General features: G+C 70.4%; 17 protein-coding genes and 1 riboswitch. Of the genes, 11 read left to right on the plus strand and 6 right to left on the minus strand.

Going from position 1 to position 18,230, the window contains the following annotated elements; all coding sequences use genetic code 11:
• The first annotated feature begins 41 nt into the window (after window positions 1–41).
• Complete coding sequence (gene arfB, locus KVT45_RS11220; RefSeq protein ID WP_217546476.1) at window positions 42–470, plus strand: alternative ribosome rescue aminoacyl-tRNA hydrolase ArfB; 429 nt, start codon at window positions 42–44, stop codon at window positions 468–470.
• Window positions 471–560: 90 nt separating this feature from the next.
• On the plus strand, window positions 561–1,475 hold the full coding sequence (locus tag KVT45_RS11225; protein WP_217546478.1) for a sigma-70 family RNA polymerase sigma factor: 915 nt from the start codon (window positions 561–563) through the stop codon (window positions 1,473–1,475).
• Window positions 1,476–1,647: 172 nt separating this feature from the next.
• On the opposite strand, the gene KVT45_RS11230 is transcribed toward KVT45_RS11225, so the two are convergent.
• Window positions 1,648–2,220, minus strand: a complete 573-nt coding sequence (locus KVT45_RS11230; RefSeq protein WP_217546480.1) for a flavin reductase family protein — start codon at window positions 2,218–2,220, stop codon at window positions 1,648–1,650.
• Between the two features lie 315 nt (window positions 2,221–2,535).
• Between KVT45_RS11230 and cdgB the strand changes: the two genes are divergently transcribed.
• Window positions 2,536–4,200, plus strand: coding sequence for a diguanylate cyclase CdgB (cdgB, locus tag KVT45_RS11235; protein WP_217546482.1), 1,665 nt, complete (start codon window positions 2,536–2,538; stop codon window positions 4,198–4,200).
• 118 nt (window positions 4,201–4,318) lie between these two features.
• Window positions 4,319–5,275 carry a carbohydrate-binding protein gene (locus KVT45_RS11240; RefSeq protein WP_217546483.1) on the plus strand — a complete coding sequence of 319 codons (957 nt, stop codon included), beginning with the start codon at window positions 4,319–4,321 and terminating at the stop codon, window positions 5,273–5,275.
• Here KVT45_RS11240 and KVT45_RS11245 read toward each other — a convergent pair.
• From KVT45_RS11245 to KVT45_RS11255, 3 genes are all read right to left on the minus strand, one after another.
• The gene (locus tag KVT45_RS11245; protein WP_217546484.1) at window positions 5,272–6,201 is read right to left on the minus strand and encodes a 1-phosphofructokinase family hexose kinase; all 930 of its coding nucleotides are present in this window, start codon (window positions 6,199–6,201) and stop codon (window positions 5,272–5,274) included. The genes KVT45_RS11240 and KVT45_RS11245 overlap by 4 nt on opposite strands.
• A gap of 110 nt (window positions 6,202–6,311) precedes the next feature.
• Window positions 6,312–7,442, minus strand: a complete 1,131-nt coding sequence (nagA, locus tag KVT45_RS11250; protein ID WP_308310710.1) for an N-acetylglucosamine-6-phosphate deacetylase — start codon at window positions 7,440–7,442, stop codon at window positions 6,312–6,314.
• Window positions 7,443–7,537: 95 nt separating this feature from the next.
• Complete coding sequence (locus tag KVT45_RS11255) at window positions 7,538–8,476, minus strand: ROK family protein (RefSeq protein WP_217546488.1); 939 nt, start codon at window positions 8,474–8,476, stop codon at window positions 7,538–7,540.
• 130 nt (window positions 8,477–8,606) lie between these two features.
• Between KVT45_RS11255 and KVT45_RS11260 the strand changes: the two genes are divergently transcribed.
• The 3 genes from KVT45_RS11260 (at window position 8,607) to otsB (ending at window position 11,057) form a co-directional block, all read left to right on the plus strand.
• Window positions 8,607–9,875, plus strand: coding sequence for an extracellular solute-binding protein (locus tag KVT45_RS11260; protein WP_217546835.1), 1,269 nt, complete (start codon window positions 8,607–8,609; stop codon window positions 9,873–9,875).
• Window positions 9,876–9,892: 17 nt separating this feature from the next.
• A complete protein-coding gene (locus KVT45_RS11265) occupies window positions 9,893–10,126 on the plus strand; it encodes a DUF3263 domain-containing protein (RefSeq protein WP_217546490.1) in 234 nt (77 codons plus the stop codon).
• A gap of 79 nt (window positions 10,127–10,205) precedes the next feature.
• The gene (gene otsB, locus KVT45_RS11270) at window positions 10,206–11,057 is read left to right on the plus strand and encodes a trehalose-phosphatase (protein WP_217546491.1); all 852 of its coding nucleotides are present in this window, start codon (window positions 10,206–10,208) and stop codon (window positions 11,055–11,057) included.
• 86 nt (window positions 11,058–11,143) lie between these two features.
• Here otsB and KVT45_RS11275 read toward each other — a convergent pair whose 3' ends face one another.
• Window positions 11,144–12,583, minus strand: a complete 1,440-nt coding sequence (locus KVT45_RS11275) for a trehalose-6-phosphate synthase (protein ID WP_217546493.1) — start codon at window positions 12,581–12,583, stop codon at window positions 11,144–11,146.
• Window positions 12,584–12,677: 94 nt separating this feature from the next.
• The gene (locus KVT45_RS11280) at window positions 12,678–13,622 is read right to left on the minus strand and encodes a glucosyl-3-phosphoglycerate synthase (RefSeq protein ID WP_217546495.1); all 945 of its coding nucleotides are present in this window, start codon (window positions 13,620–13,622) and stop codon (window positions 12,678–12,680) included.
• A 157-nt stretch (window positions 13,623–13,779) separates the two neighbouring features.
• Window positions 13,780–13,933: riboswitch (SAM riboswitch) on the plus strand.
• Between the two features lie 18 nt (window positions 13,934–13,951).
• On the opposite strand from KVT45_RS11280, the gene thrC reads away from it, so the two are divergent.
• From thrC to groL, 4 genes are all read left to right on the plus strand, one after another.
• Window positions 13,952–15,235, plus strand: a complete 1,284-nt coding sequence (thrC, locus tag KVT45_RS11285) for a threonine synthase (RefSeq protein WP_217546496.1) — start codon at window positions 13,952–13,954, stop codon at window positions 15,233–15,235.
• A 43-nt stretch (window positions 15,236–15,278) separates the two neighbouring features.
• Entirely contained in the window at window positions 15,279–15,554 is a 276-nt protein-coding gene (locus tag KVT45_RS11290) for a MoaD/ThiS family protein (protein ID WP_217546498.1), read from the plus strand.
• A 468-nt stretch (window positions 15,555–16,022) separates the two neighbouring features.
• Window positions 16,023–16,229, plus strand: coding sequence for a cold-shock protein (locus KVT45_RS11295; RefSeq protein ID WP_019057200.1), 207 nt, complete (start codon window positions 16,023–16,025; stop codon window positions 16,227–16,229).
• Between the two features lie 344 nt (window positions 16,230–16,573).
• A complete protein-coding gene (groL, locus tag KVT45_RS11300) occupies window positions 16,574–18,196 on the plus strand; it encodes a chaperonin GroEL (RefSeq protein WP_189266088.1) in 1,623 nt (540 codons plus the stop codon).
• The last annotated feature ends 34 nt before the right edge of the window (window positions 18,197–18,230 follow it).

Consider the following 18,230-nt stretch of genomic DNA (forward strand, 5'->3'; position numbering starts at 1 on the left):
ATCGCGTGACGTGTGCCGGTCAGCCGCGCGACCATAGGGGCATGTCCGGTCCTTACGTCATCCGCGGCTCCGTCTCGCTCCCCGAGGCCGAGCTCCTCTGGCGTTTCTCCCGCTCGTCAGGGCCCGGCGGGCAGCACGTCAACACCAGTGACTCACAGGTGGAGCTCCGCTTCGACCTCGCGAACACCGGGGCGCTGCCGCCGGTGTGGAAGGAGCGGGCGCTGGAGCGGCTGGCGGGACGGCTCGTCGACGGGGTGATCGCCGTACGGGCGTCCGAGCACCGCTCGCAGTGGCGCAACCGTGAGACCGCCGCCGTACGCCTCGCCGCGCTCCTCGCGGAGGCCACCGCGCCCCCGCCCAAGCCGCGCCGGCCGACCCGCATCCCGCGCGGGATCAACGAACGCCGGCTGCGGGAGAAGAAGCAGCGCTCGGACACCAAGCGGGGGCGGACCGGCCGCGACTGGTCGTAGCCGCCTCTCTGTCACATCCCCGCCGCCCGTTCCGTCAGTCCACCGAGAGCCGCCGCAGGCGGAGGGACTACGGCCACGGGTGGTACCGGCATGAGCAGAACCGACGACGACTTCCTCGCCGAGCGCTTCGAGGCGCACCGGCCCCGGCTGCGCGCCGTCGCGCACCGCATGCTCGGTTCGGTCGCGGAGGCCGACGACGCGGTGCAGGAGGCCTGGTTCCGGCTGAGCCGGGCCGCCGGCAGCGGGCGGGTGGAGAACCTGGGCGGCTGGCTCACCACCGTCGTCGGCAGGGTCTGCCTGGACATGCTGCGGTCCCGGAAGTCGCGGGCCGAGGAGCCGCTGGAAGCCGACGACGGCCCGACGGAACGCCCCGGCCGCACCGGCCACCCCGGCCCCACAGGTCTCGCCGGTCTCGCCGATCCGGCCGACCCCGAACAGGACGCCCTCCTCGCCGACACCGTCGGCGTCGCCCTCCTGGTCGTCCTGGACACGCTCACCCCCGCCGAGCGGCTCGCCTTCGTGCTGCACGACCTGTTCGCCGTGCCCTTCGAGGAGATCGCCGGGATTCTCGGCCGCAACCCCGCCGCCGCACGCCAGCTGGCCAGCCGGGCCCGGCGCCGGGTGCGCGGCCCGCACGGCGTCCCGGGCGCCGATCCGGCCCGGCAGCGGGCACTCGTCGACGCCTTCCTGGCGGCCGCGCGGGCCGGCGACTTCGACGGGCTGCTCAAGGTGCTCGACCCCGATGTGGTGGCCCGCAGCGAGCTGGGCGTGACCACGGGAGCCGCCGCGGTCGCCACCGGCGCGACGACGTACGCGCGGTTCGCCGGCGCCGCGGTCGCGGCTCTGGTCGACGGCGCCCCCGGTGCCGTCGTACTCGCCGACGGCCGTCCGGAACGGGCCTTGGTCTTCACGGTCGTTCGCGATCGCATCGCCGTGCTGGACATCGTGACCGACCCGGCGCGGCTCGCGGAACTGGACCTGGATCCGGGGCCGGAACCCGGTTAGGGAATGCGCTGTTCCGGGGAGTCGGCGGATTGGCCGATCGGCGAATTGGCGGCGGTGGTTCCCGCTGTGCTTCCGGCCGTGGTTCCGGCGGTGGTTTCGGTGACTTCTTCGCCGGCTCCGGAACGGCCGTTCAGTAACGGCCCGCGGAATTCGGGAAACGGACCGTGCGGTTTCATCCCAGCTGTCGGTAGCGCCCCCGGAAATACATCAGCGGGCCGCCTTCCGTGCTCGGCAGTTCGGCGGTGAGGACGCGGCCGATGACGAGGGTGTGGTCGCCGGCCGGCACCCGCTGTTCGGTGCTGCACTCCAGGGTCGCGAGGGCACCGCCGACCAGCGGGGCGCCGCTGGCCTGGCCCCGGACGTACGGGATGTCCTCGAAGAGCAGGCGGTCGCTGATGCGGCCCTTCATCGCGAAGCGGCCGGCGATGTGGCGCTGGCTCTCGGTGAGCACGGAGACCGCCCACCGCGGCTGTTCGTCGAGCAGGTCGTCCATCCGGGAGCCCTCACGCAGGCTGACCAGCACCAACGGCGGGTCGAGCGACACCGACATGAACGCGGTGGCGGTCATGCCGACGTCCTCGCCGGTCGGCGCCAGCGGGTCGTCCGGGTCCAGCGACGGCTCCTGCGCGGTCACCAGGACCACGCCGGCGGCCAGCCGGGACAGCGCGGCCTTGAACGCTTCGTTGCTCACCCCCACAGCATGCCCGGTGGCTTCTGCGGCGGCGGGGGAGGAAGTCTTCAGCACGCAGGAAACGCTAGTGTCGGACCCGGCACCACCGCATCGGCCATCGGCCCGAGCCGGGTCCTAGGACCAAGGGCGGGTGAAAGGCCGTAACGTGCATCATGTGCACACGCCCGCAAAGGCTGTGTTCAGTAAGCACACAGGTAAAACGCAGAAACTCCACTCAATTGTTCACGTTCTCCTGTGACTTGAGTCACAAGGGGGGTGAATTGTTGACCCTGTGTACCGAGTGGGCAGCGCGCTGTGATTCAGTGGCGGGGAAAAGTAGCGCCGAAGCAGACCCTTGATTCGCTGCGAGGTCTCGGGGGGAGGGCGAGCATGGAGACCGAGTCGGAGCCCTACGTCCGTCTTGCGTCCCTGCGACAGCTGCACCAGGTAATGGCCGACATGAACACGGCCCGCAGCCTGGCGGACACACTGCAGACCGTCGCCGACGGCGTGATCACCGCCCTCGGCTACGAGATGGCGTGCGTCAACCTCGTACGCCCCGCCGAGGGCGACCTGGTCGTCGCCGCCTTCTCCGGCAACTCCGCCGCCGAGGCCCTGATCACAGGGCGGGTCGGCTCCAGAGAATCCTGGGACCGGCGGCTGAACATGGGCGAGAAGTGGGGCGACCTCGTCTTCATACCGCACACCGAGGGCTGGGTCCTCGACGACGACGACGTCCCGCAGTGGTACACGGACGGCCCCGCGCCCCGCTTCGAGGACGAGTGGCACCCCTCCGACCGGCTCTTCGCCCCGATGTACACGCCCGGCATATCGGGCAGCTCCTGCGGCGAACTCCTCGGCGTGATCTCCGTCGACCGCCCGCGCAACGGCCGGCACCCGGGCGCCTGGGGCCGCGAGGCCCTGCAGATGTACGCCTTCCAGGCCGCGATCGCGATCAGCAACGCCCGGCTGCGCGCCAACATGCAGCGCGCCCTGGTCCGCCTGGAGCGCGAGCAGCAGGCCCTGCGCGCCAGCGAGGAGAGCTTCCGGCAGGCCTTCGAGTACGCCCCCTCCGGCATGGCGATCGCCGAGATGGGCGGCGACCAGCACGGCCGAATACTGCGCACCAACGACGCCCTCTGTCGCCTCCTGGGCCGCCCCGCCTCCGCGATGCGCCGCTACTCCTTCTCCGACCTGGTCCACCCCGAGGACATCGGCACCCTGCTCCGCACCTCGGCGGAGGGCGGCCGCGCGGAACTCCGCCTGGGCCGCCGAGACGGCACCTACGTCTGGGTGTCCCTCCGCAACTCCGTCGTCGCGGACGCCGCCGACGGCCCCCGCTTCCTCCTCACCCACGTCGAGGACATAGAGGAACGCAAGCGCCGCGAGCTCCAGCTCGCCCACCGCGCCTCCCACGACTCCCTCACCGGCCTCCCGAACTCGGCCGAGCTGCGCTCCCGCCTCTCCTCCCGGCTCTGCCGGCGCGCCGAAACCGGCGGCGGCCTGGAATCCCTGGACGCGGCCTACGGCCACCCCGCCTACGACGCCAACGGCCACGGCTTCGACTTCGCGGGCACGGCGGGCGGATCATCGTCGTACGACGGCTACGACCACCACGTGCACACCGTCGCCCCCGAGGAGGGCCGCGACGACGGCGCCAAGGGGCTCGCGGTGCTCTTCTGCGACCTCGACGGCTTCAAGTCCATCAACGACCGGTTCGGGCACAACGCGGGCGACGCGGTCCTCATCGAGGTCGCCCGGCGCCTCGGCAGAGCCGTGCGCGACGGCGACACGGTGGCCCGCCTCGGCGGCGACGAGTTCGTGATCCTCGCCGACGGGCTCGGCAAGGCCGACGCCCAGGACCTCGCCGTACGCCTGCGCAACGAGATCATCCAGCCGATCCGCGCCGAGGGCCGGGCCGTGCGGGTGGGTGCCAGCTTCGGCATCGGATGGGCACACTGCGGCATGACGGCGGACGAAGTCCTGAAATCCGCCGACGAGCGCATGTACGTAGAGAAACGATCTCGTCCCAAAGCACATCGCCGTGCCGGATGATCCGCAGGTCATCGCGCTGATGCGATCCGAGTCACCCGTTTGGCTCAGTCAGACCGGGTAGGCTCGACACTCAATACCTGTATTGCATCCGCCCGCACCTGTTGAGGAGTACCAAGGGATGACGCCCGGCGACAACGGCGCGAGCACGCCCGAGGACGACGACCCGTTCGGCTACCTGTACGCCGACGGTCAGGCCAGAGGGGCCCAGCCGCCGTCCGGCTCCGGTGGTTACGGCTACCCGAACGCCGTCAGCAGAGTGCGCCCGGTCGGCGAGCGCACGTACGGCGGCCCGCAGCAGGCACCGCAGGCGCAGCAGTACGGCGGCCAGACCATCCCCCAGCAGCAGCCGGGCGGCTACGGCCAGCCGCCGAGCGCGGCCTACCAGGCCCCGGAGACCTTCCCGGGCGGCGCGCCGACCACCCGCCAGGCCCCGCAGAACTCCGGCCGCGGCCGGGGCCCGAACACCAAGGGCCTCCTCATCGGCGCCGTCGCGGTCGTCGCCGCCGTCGTCATCGGTATCAGCGTCGCGATGATGAACGGCAACTCGGACGACAACAAGGCGAGCGGCGACTCCTCCCCTTCCGTGTCCGCGTCCCAGAGCGCCTCCCCGTCCCCGTCGAGCACCAGCTCGGTGTCGGCGTCCGGCGATATCGCGCCGGTCGACGCGAAGACCTTCCACCTGGACGGCGGCGCGAGCACGGCCTCGGACGTCAAGGGCGCGAAGTCCGACGGCGGCATCTACGTCACCAACTTCAGCCAGACCGGCGCCGGTGTCACCTGGACGGTCAACGGCATCCCGTCGGACGGTCTCTACACCGTCTACGCGCACTACAGCGCCGTACAGGACGAGAGCATGACGCTGTCCATCAACGGCAAGACGTTCGGCAGCAAGTTCCCCCTGAACAACTACACGGGCCAGAGCGACCCGACCAAGGCCTGGACGACCAGCTTCACGTACCCCACCCTCAGCAAGGGCACCAACGTCATCTCCCTGTCCTGCCAGAGCGGCGACAGTTGCGACGTCCTGCTGGACCAGATGTGGCTGAGGCAGGGCAAGCACACGAACAAGGACTAAGCGGCCGCAGGCCCACCGGTCACCGTGACCTGGCCGAGCAGCTTCTCGTAGGTCGTGCGGTCGAACTCCCCGGCCGCCGGGGCCCGTACCGTCGCCGCCGACAAGGCCACCGCGCGGGACAGGCGGTCCGGCCAGGGGAGTTGTTCGACCAGGCCGGACAGCAGACCGGCCACCACCGAGTCGCCCGCGCCGGTCGGGTTGCCGTGCTCGCGGGCGGGCGGGGCGGCATGCCAGCGGCCCTCCGGGGTGAGCGCCAGCAGGCCCCGTGCGCCGAGTGAGGCGACCACCGTTCGCGCTCCGCGTCGGCGGGCGTCCTGGGTGGCGCGTAGCGGCTCGTGGGAGCCGGTGAGTTCGGCCAGTTCGTCGGCGTTCGGCTTCACCAGGTCCGGCCGGGCGGCCACCCCGCGCCGCAGCGGCTCCCCGCTGGTGTCGAGGAGCACGGGGACACCGGCGGCCCGCGCGGTCTTTATCAGCCCCGCGTACGCGCCCACCGGCACCCCCGGCGGCAGGCTGCCGCACAGCGCCACCGCCGAGGCACCGGTGAGCAGTTCCTCGTAGTGGTCGAGGAAGGCACCCCACTCGGCGGGCGCTATCTGCGGACCGGGTTCGTTCAACTGGGTCGTGTCACCCGTCAGTCCGTCCACGACGGCGATCGTGCGGCGGGTCGGCCCGGCGACCGGGAGCAGTGCGTCCCGCACGCCCGGGGTGTCCGCGAGCCGCTCCCGTACCGCCCGCCCGGTCGTGCCGCCCGCGAAACCGGTCACCGTCGTCTCGTGTCCGAGCGCGGCCAGCACCCGGGCCACGTTCACGCCCTTGCCGCCCGGGCGTTCCGTCACGTCCGAGACGCGGTGCGAGGTGTGCGGGCGCAGGGCGCCGACCTGGTAGGTGATGTCCAGGGCGGTGTTCAGCGTGACCGTGAGGATCATCGGGCGACCTCCCTCGCATGTGTCGTGCCCGTGCCGTCGGCTGGGGGCCTCGATCATGCCAAAGAGACGGCGACCGGCCTAGGGTCGCCGTCTCTCAACAGGGGGAGGGATCAGGACAGTTCGGGTGCGACCACCCAAGTGCCCTGCCGCATCACGCCCTTCAGCGTGAAGTCCGCGTCCAGGACCAGCAGGTCGGCGTCCTTGCCGGGCTCCAGGGAGCCGACCCGGTCGTAGAGGCCCAGCAGCCGGGCCGGGTTGGCGGACAGGGCGGCGACGGCGTGCTCGACGGGGAGCCTGTCGACGGTCACCGCCCGCCGCAGCGCGCGGTCCAGCGTCAGCGTGGAGCCGGCGATGGCACCGCTGTCCGCGAGCCGGGCGACTCCGTCGGTGACCTCCACCTCCAGTGGGCCCAGCAGATAGCGGCCGTCGCCGAAGCCGGCCGCGTCCATCGCGTCCGTGATGAACGCGACCCGGTCCGGGCCCGCGTGATGGAAGGCCAGCTGGAGCGCGGCGGGGTGGAGATGGGTGCCGTCGTTGATGAGCTCGACCGTGACCCGCTCGTCCTCCAGCAGGGCGGTGATCGGGCCGGGGGCACGGTGGCCGATCTGCGGCATCGCGTTGTAGAGGTGGGTGGCGACCGTGGCGCCCGCGTCGATCGCCGCCACCGTCTGCTCGTACGTCGCGTCCGTGTGGCCGACGGCGGCGATCACGCCGTGCTCCGCGAGGAGCCGTACCGACTCGATGCCGCCGGGGAGCTCGGTGGCGAGGGTGACCATCTTCGCGTGCCCGCGCGCCGCGTCGACCAGCTTGCGGACCTCCGCGGGGTCCGGGTCCCGCAGCAGCGCCTCGGAGTGGGCGCCCTTGCGGCACGGGGAGATGAAGGGGCCCTCGAAGTGAATGCCGGCGATCTCGCCCTGCTCGGCGAGCTCGGAGAGGAGACCGGCCTGGCGGGCGAGGACGTCCATCTCGTCGGTGACGGTGGAGACGACCAGGGTGGTGGTGCCGTGCACGCGGTGCATGTGGACACCGGTGAGGACCTGGTCCGCGGTGCCGGAACTGAAGGAGGCTCCGCCGCCGCCGTGGTTGTGGATGTCGACGAATCCTGGGAGGAGCCAGTGGCCGGTGAGGTCGATGACCTGGGCGTTCTCGGAGGGGGTGGCGGTGATTTGGGTGCCCTCGACCGAGATCCGGGCATCTTGGACGACTCCGGTGGGGAGGACTGCCCGGGCACCGGAGAGGATCAGTCCGTGGGTTGCGGGCTGCGGGTCCGTGGGGGCTGGTCGCGCAGTTCCCCGCGCCCCTTGCGGGGCGCTGTTGTGCGGCTCGTTCGCAGCCATCAGGGCTTTACCTCCGGAGTGGTCGTCGTTAGTAGGTCCTGGGCGAGTAGGCCCGCCCCCAAACAGCCGGCCGTGTCTCCCAGTGCGGCCGGGACGATCGCCGGGAGTTTCTGGAAGGTCACCCGGCTCTGCACGGCCTCCTTGAGCGGGTCGAACAGCACGTCTCCCGCCTCCGCAAGGCCGCCTCCGATGATCAGGACCCGCGGGTCCAGCAGGGTGAGGGCCGTGACCAGGCCGTCGGCCAGTGCGGCCACCGCCTCCCCCCACACCCGGACGGCGTTCGGGTCGCCGGACGTGACCGCCTTGGCGCAGTCCGCGGCGTCCGCGTCCGGGTCGCCGCCCGCCTTCGCCCAGGCCTCGCTCACCGCGGCCGCCGACGCGTACCGCTCCAGACAGCCGCGCTGCCCGCACGGGCAGGGGGCGCCCTGCGGTCGTACGACGATGTGGCCGATCTCGCCCGCGAAGCCGTGCGCGCCCGACTCCACCCGGCCGTCCAGGCCGAAGCCGCCCGCGATCCCGGTGCCGAGGGCCACGAAGAAGAAGCGGTCCGCGCCCCGGCCCGCGCCCAGCCGGCCCTCGGCCAGAGCGCCGGTGCGCACGTCGTGGCCGAGGGCGGCCGGGATGCCGAGACGGTCGGCGAGCAGGGCGCGCAGCGGGACGTCGCGCCAGCCGAGGTTGGCCGCGTAGACCGCGATGCCGGCGCGCTCGTCCACGATGCCCGGGACCGCGAGACCGGCCGCCGACGCCGGCTCGCCGAAGTGCTGCTCGCCGTACGACCGCAGCTCGGCCGCGAAGTCGAGGACGGCGGTGACGACCGCGTCGGGGCCGCGGCCCCGGCCGGTCGCGCGGCGGTCCTGGTGGAGCAGCTTGCCGTCCGGGCCGACCAGCGCGGCCTTCATTCCGGTGCCGCCCACGTCCAGGGCGATGACATGTCTCACGGGAACAGTGTGGCCCGTCTACCCGCAAGAGGTCTAGTCCACTTGCGTGGTGTAGACCTTATAGGTCAGACATATTGAACGGCGAGACAGTTGGACAGGGGCAGTAGACGTGCGGCGGCGTAGGGCAGGAATGATCGCGGTGGTGTCCGCAACGGGCATGACAGCGGTTCTCGGTGGGTGTGGGACGACGGGATCCTCGGACGTCACCCTCAGACTCGTCGCCGCCGACTACGGAGACTCCGCCGCCAACAGCTCCCAGAAGTACTGGGACAAGCTGGTCAAGGCCTACGAGGCCCAGCACTCCGGGGTGAAGGTCGACGTCACCGTCTACTCGTGGAACGACGTCGACCGCAAGGTCAGGGACATGGTCGCGGCCGGCCAGGCCCCCGACCTGGCGCAGATCGGCTCGTACGCCGACTACGCGGCCGCCGGCAAGCTGTACGAGGCCGGTGACCTGCTCTCCATCCCGGTCCAGGCCGACTTCCCGTCCCAGCTCGCCGAGGCGGGCCAGTGGAACCACGCGCAGTACGGCATGCCTTTCGCCGCGTCTACGCGCGTCCTCTTCTACAACAAGACCCTCTTCTCCGAGGCCGGCATCACCACCCCGCCCACCACCTGGAGCGAACTCGCGGCCGACGCGAAGGCGCTCAAGGCGGACGGCGTGAAGTACCCGTACGCGCTGCCGCTCGGCCCCGAGGAGGCGCAGGCGGAGACCATGCAGTGGCTGCTCAGCGGCGGCAGCGGCTACACCGACGACACCGGCACGTACACGATCGACTCCTCGCAGAACGTCGACACCCTCACCTGGCTCAAGGACGAGCTCGTCGGCAAGGGCCTGACCGGCCCGGTGGCCCCCGGCAAGCTGAACCGCGCGACCGCGTTCGCCGCCTTCGCCGACGGCCAGGTCGGCATGGTCAACGGCCACCCCACGCTCATCGAGCAGGCCGAGAAGAAGGGCGTGAAGTTCGGCACGGTCCCGATGCCCGCCCGCGCCGGCCAGAGCACCACCACCGCGTCCATGGGTGTCGCCGACTGGATGGCGGCGTTCAAGCAGAACGGCCACGCCGACCAGGTGGGCGACTTCCTCGACTACGTCTACAGCGAGAAGAACGTCCTCGCCTTCTCCCGCGAGTACGGCCTGCTGCCCGTCACCACGTCCGCCTCCCAGACGATGACCGACTCCACGCAGGCCCAGGACAAGCAGCTGCGCCCCTTCCTGGAGCAGCTGCCCACATCGGAGCTCTACCCCGCGGGCAAGACCTCCTGGGCCGCCATCAGCGCCGACATCAAGAAGCAGATCGGTACGGCGGTGAGCCCGAGCGGCAACCCGACCAGCGTCCTCACCCGGATCCAGGCCGAGGCGGCGACGGCCGACAGCCGTACGACCGGGACCGGCTGAGCGCTACCGTTCTTGCCATGGACCGGCAAGAACTGGGCGAGCGCGAGCAGGCCATCCTCGCCCTCGAACGCCGGGGCTTCCCCAGCCCCGGCGCGAAGGAACGCGCGATACGCGAGGAACTGGACCTGGCTCCGGTGCGCTACTACCAGCTCCTGAACGCCCTGCTGGACGACGAGCGGGCCCTGGCCCACGACCCGGTGACGGTGAACAGGCTGCGGAGGGTGCGGGAGGCGCGGCGGGGGGAGCGTTGACTCGATCTGCGGGCCGGTGGGGGCTTGGCGCGCAGTTCCCCGCGCCCCTATCGGGGCGCTGCTCGGATACTGTCGGCTCATGGGAACCCACATCACGGAACCCCTCCCGACGCCGCGCACCCAGGCCGGTCGCGACGGCCTCGCCGCTCTCCTCGCGCAGCCCCGCTCCGCCCTCGTCGGCCTCGACTTCGACGGCACCCTCGCGCCGATCGTCGCCGACCCCGAGCAGGCCCGGGCCCACCCGGACGCCGTACCGGTCCTGGCCGCCCTCGCCCCGAAGGTGGCCGCCGTCGCCGTCGTCACCGGCCGCCCGGCCGAGGTGGCCGTCCGCTACGGCGGCTTCGCCGGCGTGCCCGGCCTGGAACACCTCGTCGTCCTCGGCCACTACGGCACCGAACGCTGGGACGCGGCGACCGGCGAGATCACCGCACCGCCCCCGCACCCCGGCATCGCCGCCGTCCGCGCCGAACTCCCCGCCCTCCTCGACCGCGCCGGAGCCTCGCAAGGCACCTGGATCGAGGAGAAGGGCCGGGCGATCGCGGTCCACACCCGCCGCGCCGCCGACCCCCAGGCCACCTTCGAATCCCTCCGCGCCCCCCTCACCGACCTGGCCACCCGGCACGCCCTGATCGTCGAACCGGGCCGCCTGGTCCTGGAACTCCGCCCCCCGGGCATGGACAAGGGCGTCGCACTCGGCGAGTACGCAAGGCACATCGCCGCAGGCGCAGTCCTCTACGCAGGCGACGACCTGGGCGACATCCCCGCCTTCGCCGCCGTGGAGAAACTCCGCACGGAAGGCGTCCCCGGCCTCCTGGTATGCAGCGGCAGCACAGAAGTAACAGAGCTCGCAGACCGAGCAGACGTGGTGACGGACGGCCCGGAAGGAGTAGTACGACTGCTCAGAAGCCTGGCTGCCCTGAGCGCCCCGTAGCCGTAGCGCGCCCCTTTAGGGGCGCGGGGAACTGCGCGACCAGCCCCCACCGGCCCGCAGCCGAACCCCTACCCGATCTACCCGATCTACCCGCCCAACGCCTCAAGCTGCTCAAGAAACCACCGCGCCGGAGGCAACGCCGTAGCCGCCTCGGCCAACCTCTTGCAGCGCTCCGCCCGCTCCTCCACCGGCACAGCCAGCGCCAGCGCCAACGCATCGGCCGTCCCCCCGATGTCGTACGGGTTCACGACGACCGCGTCCTCGCCCAGCTCCTCGTACGCCCCCGCCTCCCGCGACAGCACCAGCACACACCCCTCGTCCGACACCACGGGGATCTCTTTCGCCACCAGGTTCATGCCGTCCCGGATCGGGTTCACCAGCGCCACGTCGGCCAGCCGGTACGCCGCCAGCGACCGTGCGAAGTCGTCCTTGACGTGCAGCACCACCGGCGTCCAAACCGCCGTTCCGTAAGCGGCGTTGATCTCGTCCGCCACTCGCCGCACTTCCGCCGTGTAGTCGCGGTACACGGACAGGTCCTGCCGTGACGGGTACGCGAACGCGACATGGACCACCCGTTCCCGCCACTCGGGGTGGTCGTCGAGCAGCTGCCGGTACGCCAGCAGCCCCCGCACGATGTTCTTCGACAGCTCCGTTCGGTCGACGCGGACGATCGTCTTCCGCCCCTCGCCGCCGATCTCCTCGCGCAGCGCCCGCATCCGCTCGTCCACGTCCGGCTCGTGCGACCGCTTCCGCAGGAAGTCCGCGTCGGCCCCCAGCCCGTGCACCCCGATCCGGGTCCCGCCGGAGGCCGGATCGGCGGCCGGGATCCCAGGGCCCAGCACCGTGTGACAGCAGTCGACGAACGCGTCCGCCCACCGCCGCGTCAGGAACGCCGCGTGATCGGCGCCCAGGATCCCGCCCAGCAGCTCCGCCGCGATGTCGTCGGGGAGGAGGCGGAAGTAGTCCGGCGGTGCCCAGGGGGTGTGGGAGAAGTGGCCGATCCGCAGGTCGGGGCGGAGCCGGCGCAGCATCCGCGGGGCCAGTGCCAGGTGGTAGTCCTGGATGACCACCACCGCACCCTCCGCCGCCTCCTGCGCCAGTGCCTCCGCGAACGCCCGGTTGTAGGCCTGGTACGACCCCCACTGCCGCCGGAACTCCGCGTCGAAGACGGGCTCCAGCGGGGTCTGGTAGAGCATGTGGTGGACGAACCAGAGGACCGAGTTCGCGATGCCGTTGTACGCGTCGGCGAACACGTCCGCGTCGATGTCGAGCATCCGGACCTGCTGCCCACCGGTGTCCCCGGCCGGCAGCCGGCCGCCCTCGGCCCGCCGTACCGCCTCCCGGTCGCCGTCGCTCAGCGCCGCGCACACCCACACCGCGTTCGCGTCCGGCCCGATGGCCGACAGCCCCGAGACCAGCCCGCCGCCGCCCCTCCTGGCGTGCAGCGAACCGTCTTCGCGCAGGTCGTACGAGACCGGGCCGCGGTTCGAGGCGACCAGCACCTCGGCACCGCCGGTGGAAGCCATGGGGGAAGCCATACGCGTCAACCTAGCCCGGCCCGTAAACGCTCAAACGTACGGCCACCCCCGACGCGCCGCCGTATACGGCCGTACGACGAAGTCACGCCACCTTGCGCTCGGCGTACTCCGCGATCTCCGCCATCGGCGGCCGTTCCTCCGTGTCCACCGAGTAGGTGCGCGGCTCGAAGCCGTCCTCGCCCCGTTCGAACTGGGTGAGGGAGGGGCGGATCAGGTGGCCGCGGGCCAGCCGCAGCTGGGCCGTGCGGTAGATCGCGGCGGACATCCGGCCGAGGGCCTGGCCGTCCTGGTGGCGGTGCTTGCGGACGCCCACGTCGACCTGCGCCAGCGCACTGAGCCCCACCAGGTGCAGGGCGTCGACCAGCATGCCCAGCTCCACGCCGTAGCCGACCGGGAAGGGGAGCTGTTCGAGGAGCGAGCGGCGGGCCGCGTACTCGCCGCCGAGCGGCTGGACGAAGCCGGCCAGCTGGGGCCAGTGCATGTTCAGCAGCGGGCGGGCCATCAGCTCGGTGACCCGGCCGCCCTGTCCGGCGGCGCCGCCGAGCGGGCGGTCGTACATCGCCTTGACCAGGTCCACGTCCGGGTCGGTCAGCAGCGGGCCGACGATCCCGGTGACGAAGTCGGAGGAGAAGTCCCGCAGGTCGGCGTCGATGAAGCAGACGATGTCCCCGGAGGTGACCAGGAGAGAGCGCCAGAGCACCTCGCCCTTGCCGGGGACGGCGGGGATGCGGGGCAGGATCGAGTCGCGGTGCACGACGCGCGCGCCGGCCGCCGCGGCGACGGCCGCCGTGCGGTCGGTGGAGCCGGAGTCGACGACCACGATCTCGTCGACGAGCGGCACCTGCTGCATGAGGTCGTGACGGATGATCGCGACGATGTCGCCGACGGTCTCCTCCTCGTTGAGCGCGGGCAGCACGACGCTGACCGTCTGCCCGGAGGACCGTTTCGCGGCCATGATCCGGTGCAGAGGGCGATCGGTTACGGACCAGGAGCGGGTGGCCAGCCAGCGCTCGACTTCTTCCAGCACGGTCAGCGGCTCCTCACTGTCACGGTCACACGGCGAGGTGTGATCCATCTCGCGGTTCGGACGACTCACTCAACTGTCCTGGCCTTCGGTTACAGTCTTGAACAACGCCGATGACCATCGCATGTCCTGGGGTCACCCGGCGTTGACAACCACATACCGCTCATCCAGAGGGGCAGAGGGAAACGGCCCGTTGAAGCCCCGGCAACCCTCCAGTCGGTACTCGTAGATCACTGTCGATCATCGCGAGGCTCCCGGCTAGGGAAGGTGCCAAATCCGTCTCACGGCGAGATGCGTCGTGAGGAAGATGAGGAGAAAGGGCCTCGCCTCACATGGCTGTGCAGACTGTTGCAAGCGCCACCGATTCCACCGTAGACCTTGGTCCCGCCGCCGCCCTGAGCTGCCGCGAGTGCGGTCACCGCGTTCCGCTCGGCCCGCTGTTCGCCTGCGAGGAGTGTTTCGGCCCGCTGGAGATCGCGTACGACTTCTCGGCCTACGACACCGAGGAGCTCCGCAAGCAGATCGAAGCGGGTCCCGCGAACATCTGGCGCTACGCGCCGCTGCTGCCCGTCCCCGCGGACGTGGCGACCAAGCCGAACATCAACCCCGGCTGGACCAAGCTCGTCAAGGCCGACAACCTGGCTCGTGAGCTCGGGGTGACCGGCGGCCTGTACGTGAAGGACGACTCCGGCAACCCGACGCACTCCTTCAAGGACCGCGTCGTCGCCCAGGCCGTCGAGGCCGCCCGCGCCTTCGGCTACACCACTCTCTCCTGCTCCTCCACCGGCAACCTGGCCGGCGCGGTCGGTGCCGCCGCCGCCCGGGCCGGCTTCCGCTCCTGCGTGTTCATTCCGCACGACCTGGAGCAGGGCAAGGTCGTCATGGCCGCGATCTACGGCGGCGAGCTCGTCGGCATCGAGGGCAACTACGACGACGTGAACCGTTTCTGCTCCGAGCTGATCGGCGACTCGGCCGGCGAGGGCTGGGGCTTCGTCAACGTCAACCTGCGGCCGTACTACGCGGAGGGCTCCAAGACCCTGGCGTACGAGATCTGCGAGCAGCTCGGCTGGCAGATCCCGGACCAGCTGGTCATCCCGATCGCCTCCGGCTCGCAGCTCACGAAGATCGACAAGGGTCTGCAGGAGCTGATCAAGCTCGGGCTCGTCGAGGACAAGCCGTACAAGATCTTCGGTGCCCAGGCCGAGGGGTGCTCGCCGGTGTCGGTGGCCTACAAGGAGGGCCACGACGTGGTCCGCCCGCAGAAGCCGAACACCATCGCCAAGTCCCTCGCCATCGGCAACCCGGCCGACGGCCCGTACGTCCTCGACATCGCGCGGCGCACCGGCGGCGCGGTGGAGGACGTCACCGACGAGCAGGTCGTCGACGCGATCAAGCTGCTCGCGCGGACCGAGGGAATCTTCGCGGAAACCGCCGGCGGGGTGACGGTTGGAGTCACCAAGAAGCTCATTGAGAATGGGTTGATCGATCCGGCGAAGTCGGTTGTTGTACTCAACACCGGTGATGGACTGAAGACGCTGGACGCGGTCGCGGGTACCGGGCTCACCGCGACCATTCGCCCGAATCTGGAGTCTTTCCGTGAGGCCGGGCTCGCCTGAGTCCCCCGAGAAATAGGGCCTTGCCCAGACCGGAGGTAAAAACGTGAGCGTCACCGTTCGCATCCCCACCATCCTGCGCGCCTACACCGGCGGTAAGGCCGAAGTCGCCGCCGAAGGCACCACCCTCGGCGAGGTCATCTCCGACCTGGAGAAGAACCACACCGGGATCGCCGCGCGCGTTCTCGACGACCAGGGCAAGCTGCGCCGGTTCGTCAATGTGTACGTAAATGACGACGACGTGCGGTTCGAGCAGGGTCTGGAGACCGCCACCCCGGACGGGGCCGGTGTCTCCATCATCCCGGCCGTCGCCGGCGGCTGACCCGCTGACCTGCTTGACAGGCTGATCGAATGACCGAACATTACCTTCGGTAACGCCGATCACCGACTGTTCATCTGATTGCCCCCTCCGTGAGAGAAGCGGAGGGGGCAATTCTGTGTGGTTGAGCGCGGTACAGTTGGGGAACGCGGTCCCGATCTCCAGGTCGGGGGCCCCGTATTCGATACCGCTAGCCCGACAAGAAGTAGCCAAAGTGTGCGGGTTATATGCGGCTTTTGTGGCCTTCCTGGAGCCCGACTTGCCCTGAATTCGGCCGAATTCTCGCTACATTCCGGACCCCGCCCGTCCAGAATTCTCGTCCGATTGACCTGTTGCAGACGGCAGTTGGACAGATACATTCAGCCGCGGTCGACGCGTTCCGGCGCACGCCCCCAACCAATGGGGGGTGAGGTCTGACCCGGATCCGCGAAGTGTGGATCTGTGCAAGGGCCAGTAATAGGGGAGTTAGGCATGGCTCAGGGCACCGTCAAGTGGTTCAACGCGGAGAAGGGGTACGGCTTCATCGCGGTCGACGGTGGTGCGGATGTTTTCGTCCACTACAGCGCGATTCAGATGGACGGCTACCGCACCCTGGAAGAGGGTCAGCGGGTCGATTTCGAGATCTCGCAGGGCCAGAAGGGGCCGCAGGCGGACATGGTCCGGCTGGCGACCAGCTGAAGCACGCGCCGACTGCAGCGACGTTCTTCTGTTCTTCTGCTGAAGGGCTCGCACCCACTGGGTGCGAGCCCTTCAGCGTGCCCGGGGTCCGGCCCCGGCGGGCCCGCGGATCCGGCCCCGGCGCGCCCGGAGGTCCCGCCGGACTGCGAGAGGCGCTTGCACTCGACCATGCCGAGTGCTAATCATTGGCGTTAGCACTCTGAAGGTGAGAGTGACAAAGAAGGACCGGGTCGGTGAGGCCCGCAGGCCGGGTGGGGCAAGGAACCCACGGGCCGGTGAGCCGTCCGTCGCGGGCGCGGGCGCGGTCCGAAGACTCACCCCCAGTCCTGGAGGGACCACTTCACATGGCCAAGATCATCGCGTTCGACGAGGAGGCGCGGCGCGGCCTTGAGCGCGGTATGAACCAGCTCGCCGACGCCGTCAAGGTCACCCTCGGCCCCAAGGGCCGCAACGTCGTCCTTGAGAAGAAGTGGGGCGCCCCCACGATCACCAACGATGGTGTGTCCATCGCCAAGGAGATCGAGCTGGAGGACCCGTACGAGAAGATCGGCGCCGAGCTGGTCAAGGAAGTCGCCAAGAAGACGGACGACGTCGCCGGTGACGGTACGACCACCGCGACCGTGCTCGCCCAGGCCCTGGTCAAGGAAGGCCTGCGCAACGTCGCCGCCGGCGCCAACCCGATGGCCCTGAAGCGCGGTATCGAGAAGGCCGTCGAGGCCGTCTCCGGTGCCCTGCTGGAGCAGGCGAAGGACGTCGAGACCAAGGAGCAGATCGCCTCCACGGCCTCCATCTCCGCCGCCGACACCCAGATCGGCGAGCTCATCGCCGAGGCCATGGACAAGGTCGGCAAGGAAGGCGTCATCACCGTCGAGGAGTCCCAGACCTTCGGTCTGGAGCTGGAGCTCACCGAGGGTATGCGCTTCGACAAGGGCTACATCTCGGCGTACTTCGCCACCGACATGGAGCGTATGGAGGCGTCCCTCGACGACCCGTACATCCTGATCGCCAACTCGAAGATCGGCTCCGTCAAGGACCTGCTCCCGCTCCTGGAGAAGGTCATGCAGTCGGGCAAGCCGCTGCTGATCATCGCCGAGGACGTCGAGGGCGAGGCCCTGTCGACCCTGGTCGTCAACAAGATCCGCGGCACCTTCAAGTCCGTCGCGGTCAAGGCCCCGGGCTTCGGCGACCGCCGCAAGGCGATGCTGAACGACATCGCCATCCTCACCGGCGGCGAGGTCATCTCCGAGGAGGTCGGTCTCAAGCTCGAGAACACGACCCTCGACCTGCTGGGCAAGGCCCGCAAGGTGGTCATCACCAAGGACGAGACCACCATCGTCGACGGGGCCGGCTCGTCCGACCAGGTCGCCGGCCGGGTCAACCAGATCCGCGCCGAGATCGAGCAGTCCGACTCGGACTACGACCGCGAGAAGCTCCAGGAGCGCCTGGCCAAGCTCGCCGGTGGCGTCGCCGTCATCAAGGCCGGTGCCGCGACCGAGGTCGAGCTCAAGGAGCGCAAGCACCGCATCGAGGACGCCGTTCGCAACGCGAAGGCGGCCGTCGAGGAGGGCATCGTCGCCGGTGGTGGCGTGGCCCTGCTCCAGGCCTCCCAGGTCTTCGAGAAGCTGGAGCTGGAGGGTGACGAGGCGACCGGCGCACAGGCCGTGAAGCTCGCGCTCGAGGCCCCGCTGAAGCAGATCGCCGTCAACGCCGGCCTCGAGGGCGGCGTCGTGGTGGAGAAGGTCCGCAACCTCACCCCGGGTCACGGCCTCAACGCCGCGACCGGCGAGTACGTCGACCTGATCGCCGAGGGCATCATCGACCCGGCGAAGGTGACCCGTTCCGCGCTGCAGAACGCCGCCTCCATCGCCGCGCTGTTCCTCACCACCGAGGCCGTCATCGCCGACAAGCCGGAGAAGGCCGCCGCGGCCGCTCCGGGCGGCATGCCGGGCGGTGACATGGACTTCTGAGCCTGAGGCTCGGATGTTCTGACGCAGTACCGAG

It is taken from the genome of Streptomyces sp. GbtcB6 (genome assembly GCF_019091475.1).
In the GTDB taxonomy this organism is placed as follows: Bacteria; Actinomycetota; Actinomycetes; order Streptomycetales; family Streptomycetaceae; genus Streptomyces; species Streptomyces hyaluromycini.

Coding starts and splice junctions, on each gene's coding strand:
- arfB (WP_217546476.1), top strand. CDS start 42: ATGTCCGGTCCTTACGTCATCCGCGGCTCCGTCTCGCTCCCCGAGGCC.
- KVT45_RS11225 (WP_217546478.1), top strand. CDS start 561: ATGAGCAGAACCGACGACGACTTCCTCGCCGAGCGCTTCGAGGCGCAC.
- cdgB (WP_217546482.1), top strand. CDS start 2,536: ATGGAGACCGAGTCGGAGCCCTACGTCCGTCTTGCGTCCCTGCGACAG.
- KVT45_RS11240 (WP_217546483.1), top strand. CDS start 4,319: ATGACGCCCGGCGACAACGGCGCGAGCACGCCCGAGGACGACGACCCG.
- KVT45_RS11245 (WP_217546484.1), bottom strand. CDS start 6,201: ATGATCCTCACGGTCACGCTGAACACCGCCCTGGACATCACCTACCAG.
- KVT45_RS11260 (WP_217546835.1), top strand. CDS start 8,607: ATGATCGCGGTGGTGTCCGCAACGGGCATGACAGCGGTTCTCGGTGGG.
- KVT45_RS11265 (WP_217546490.1), top strand. CDS start 9,893: ATGGACCGGCAAGAACTGGGCGAGCGCGAGCAGGCCATCCTCGCCCTC.
- otsB (WP_217546491.1), top strand. CDS start 10,206: ATGGGAACCCACATCACGGAACCCCTCCCGACGCCGCGCACCCAGGCC.
- KVT45_RS11275 (WP_217546493.1), bottom strand. CDS start 12,583: ATGGCTTCCACCGGCGGTGCCGAGGTGCTGGTCGCCTCGAACCGCGGC.
- thrC (WP_217546496.1), top strand. CDS start 13,952: ATGGCTGTGCAGACTGTTGCAAGCGCCACCGATTCCACCGTAGACCTT.
- KVT45_RS11295 (WP_019057200.1), top strand. CDS start 16,023: ATGGCTCAGGGCACCGTCAAGTGGTTCAACGCGGAGAAGGGGTACGGC.
- groL (WP_189266088.1), top strand. CDS start 16,574: ATGGCCAAGATCATCGCGTTCGACGAGGAGGCGCGGCGCGGCCTTGAG.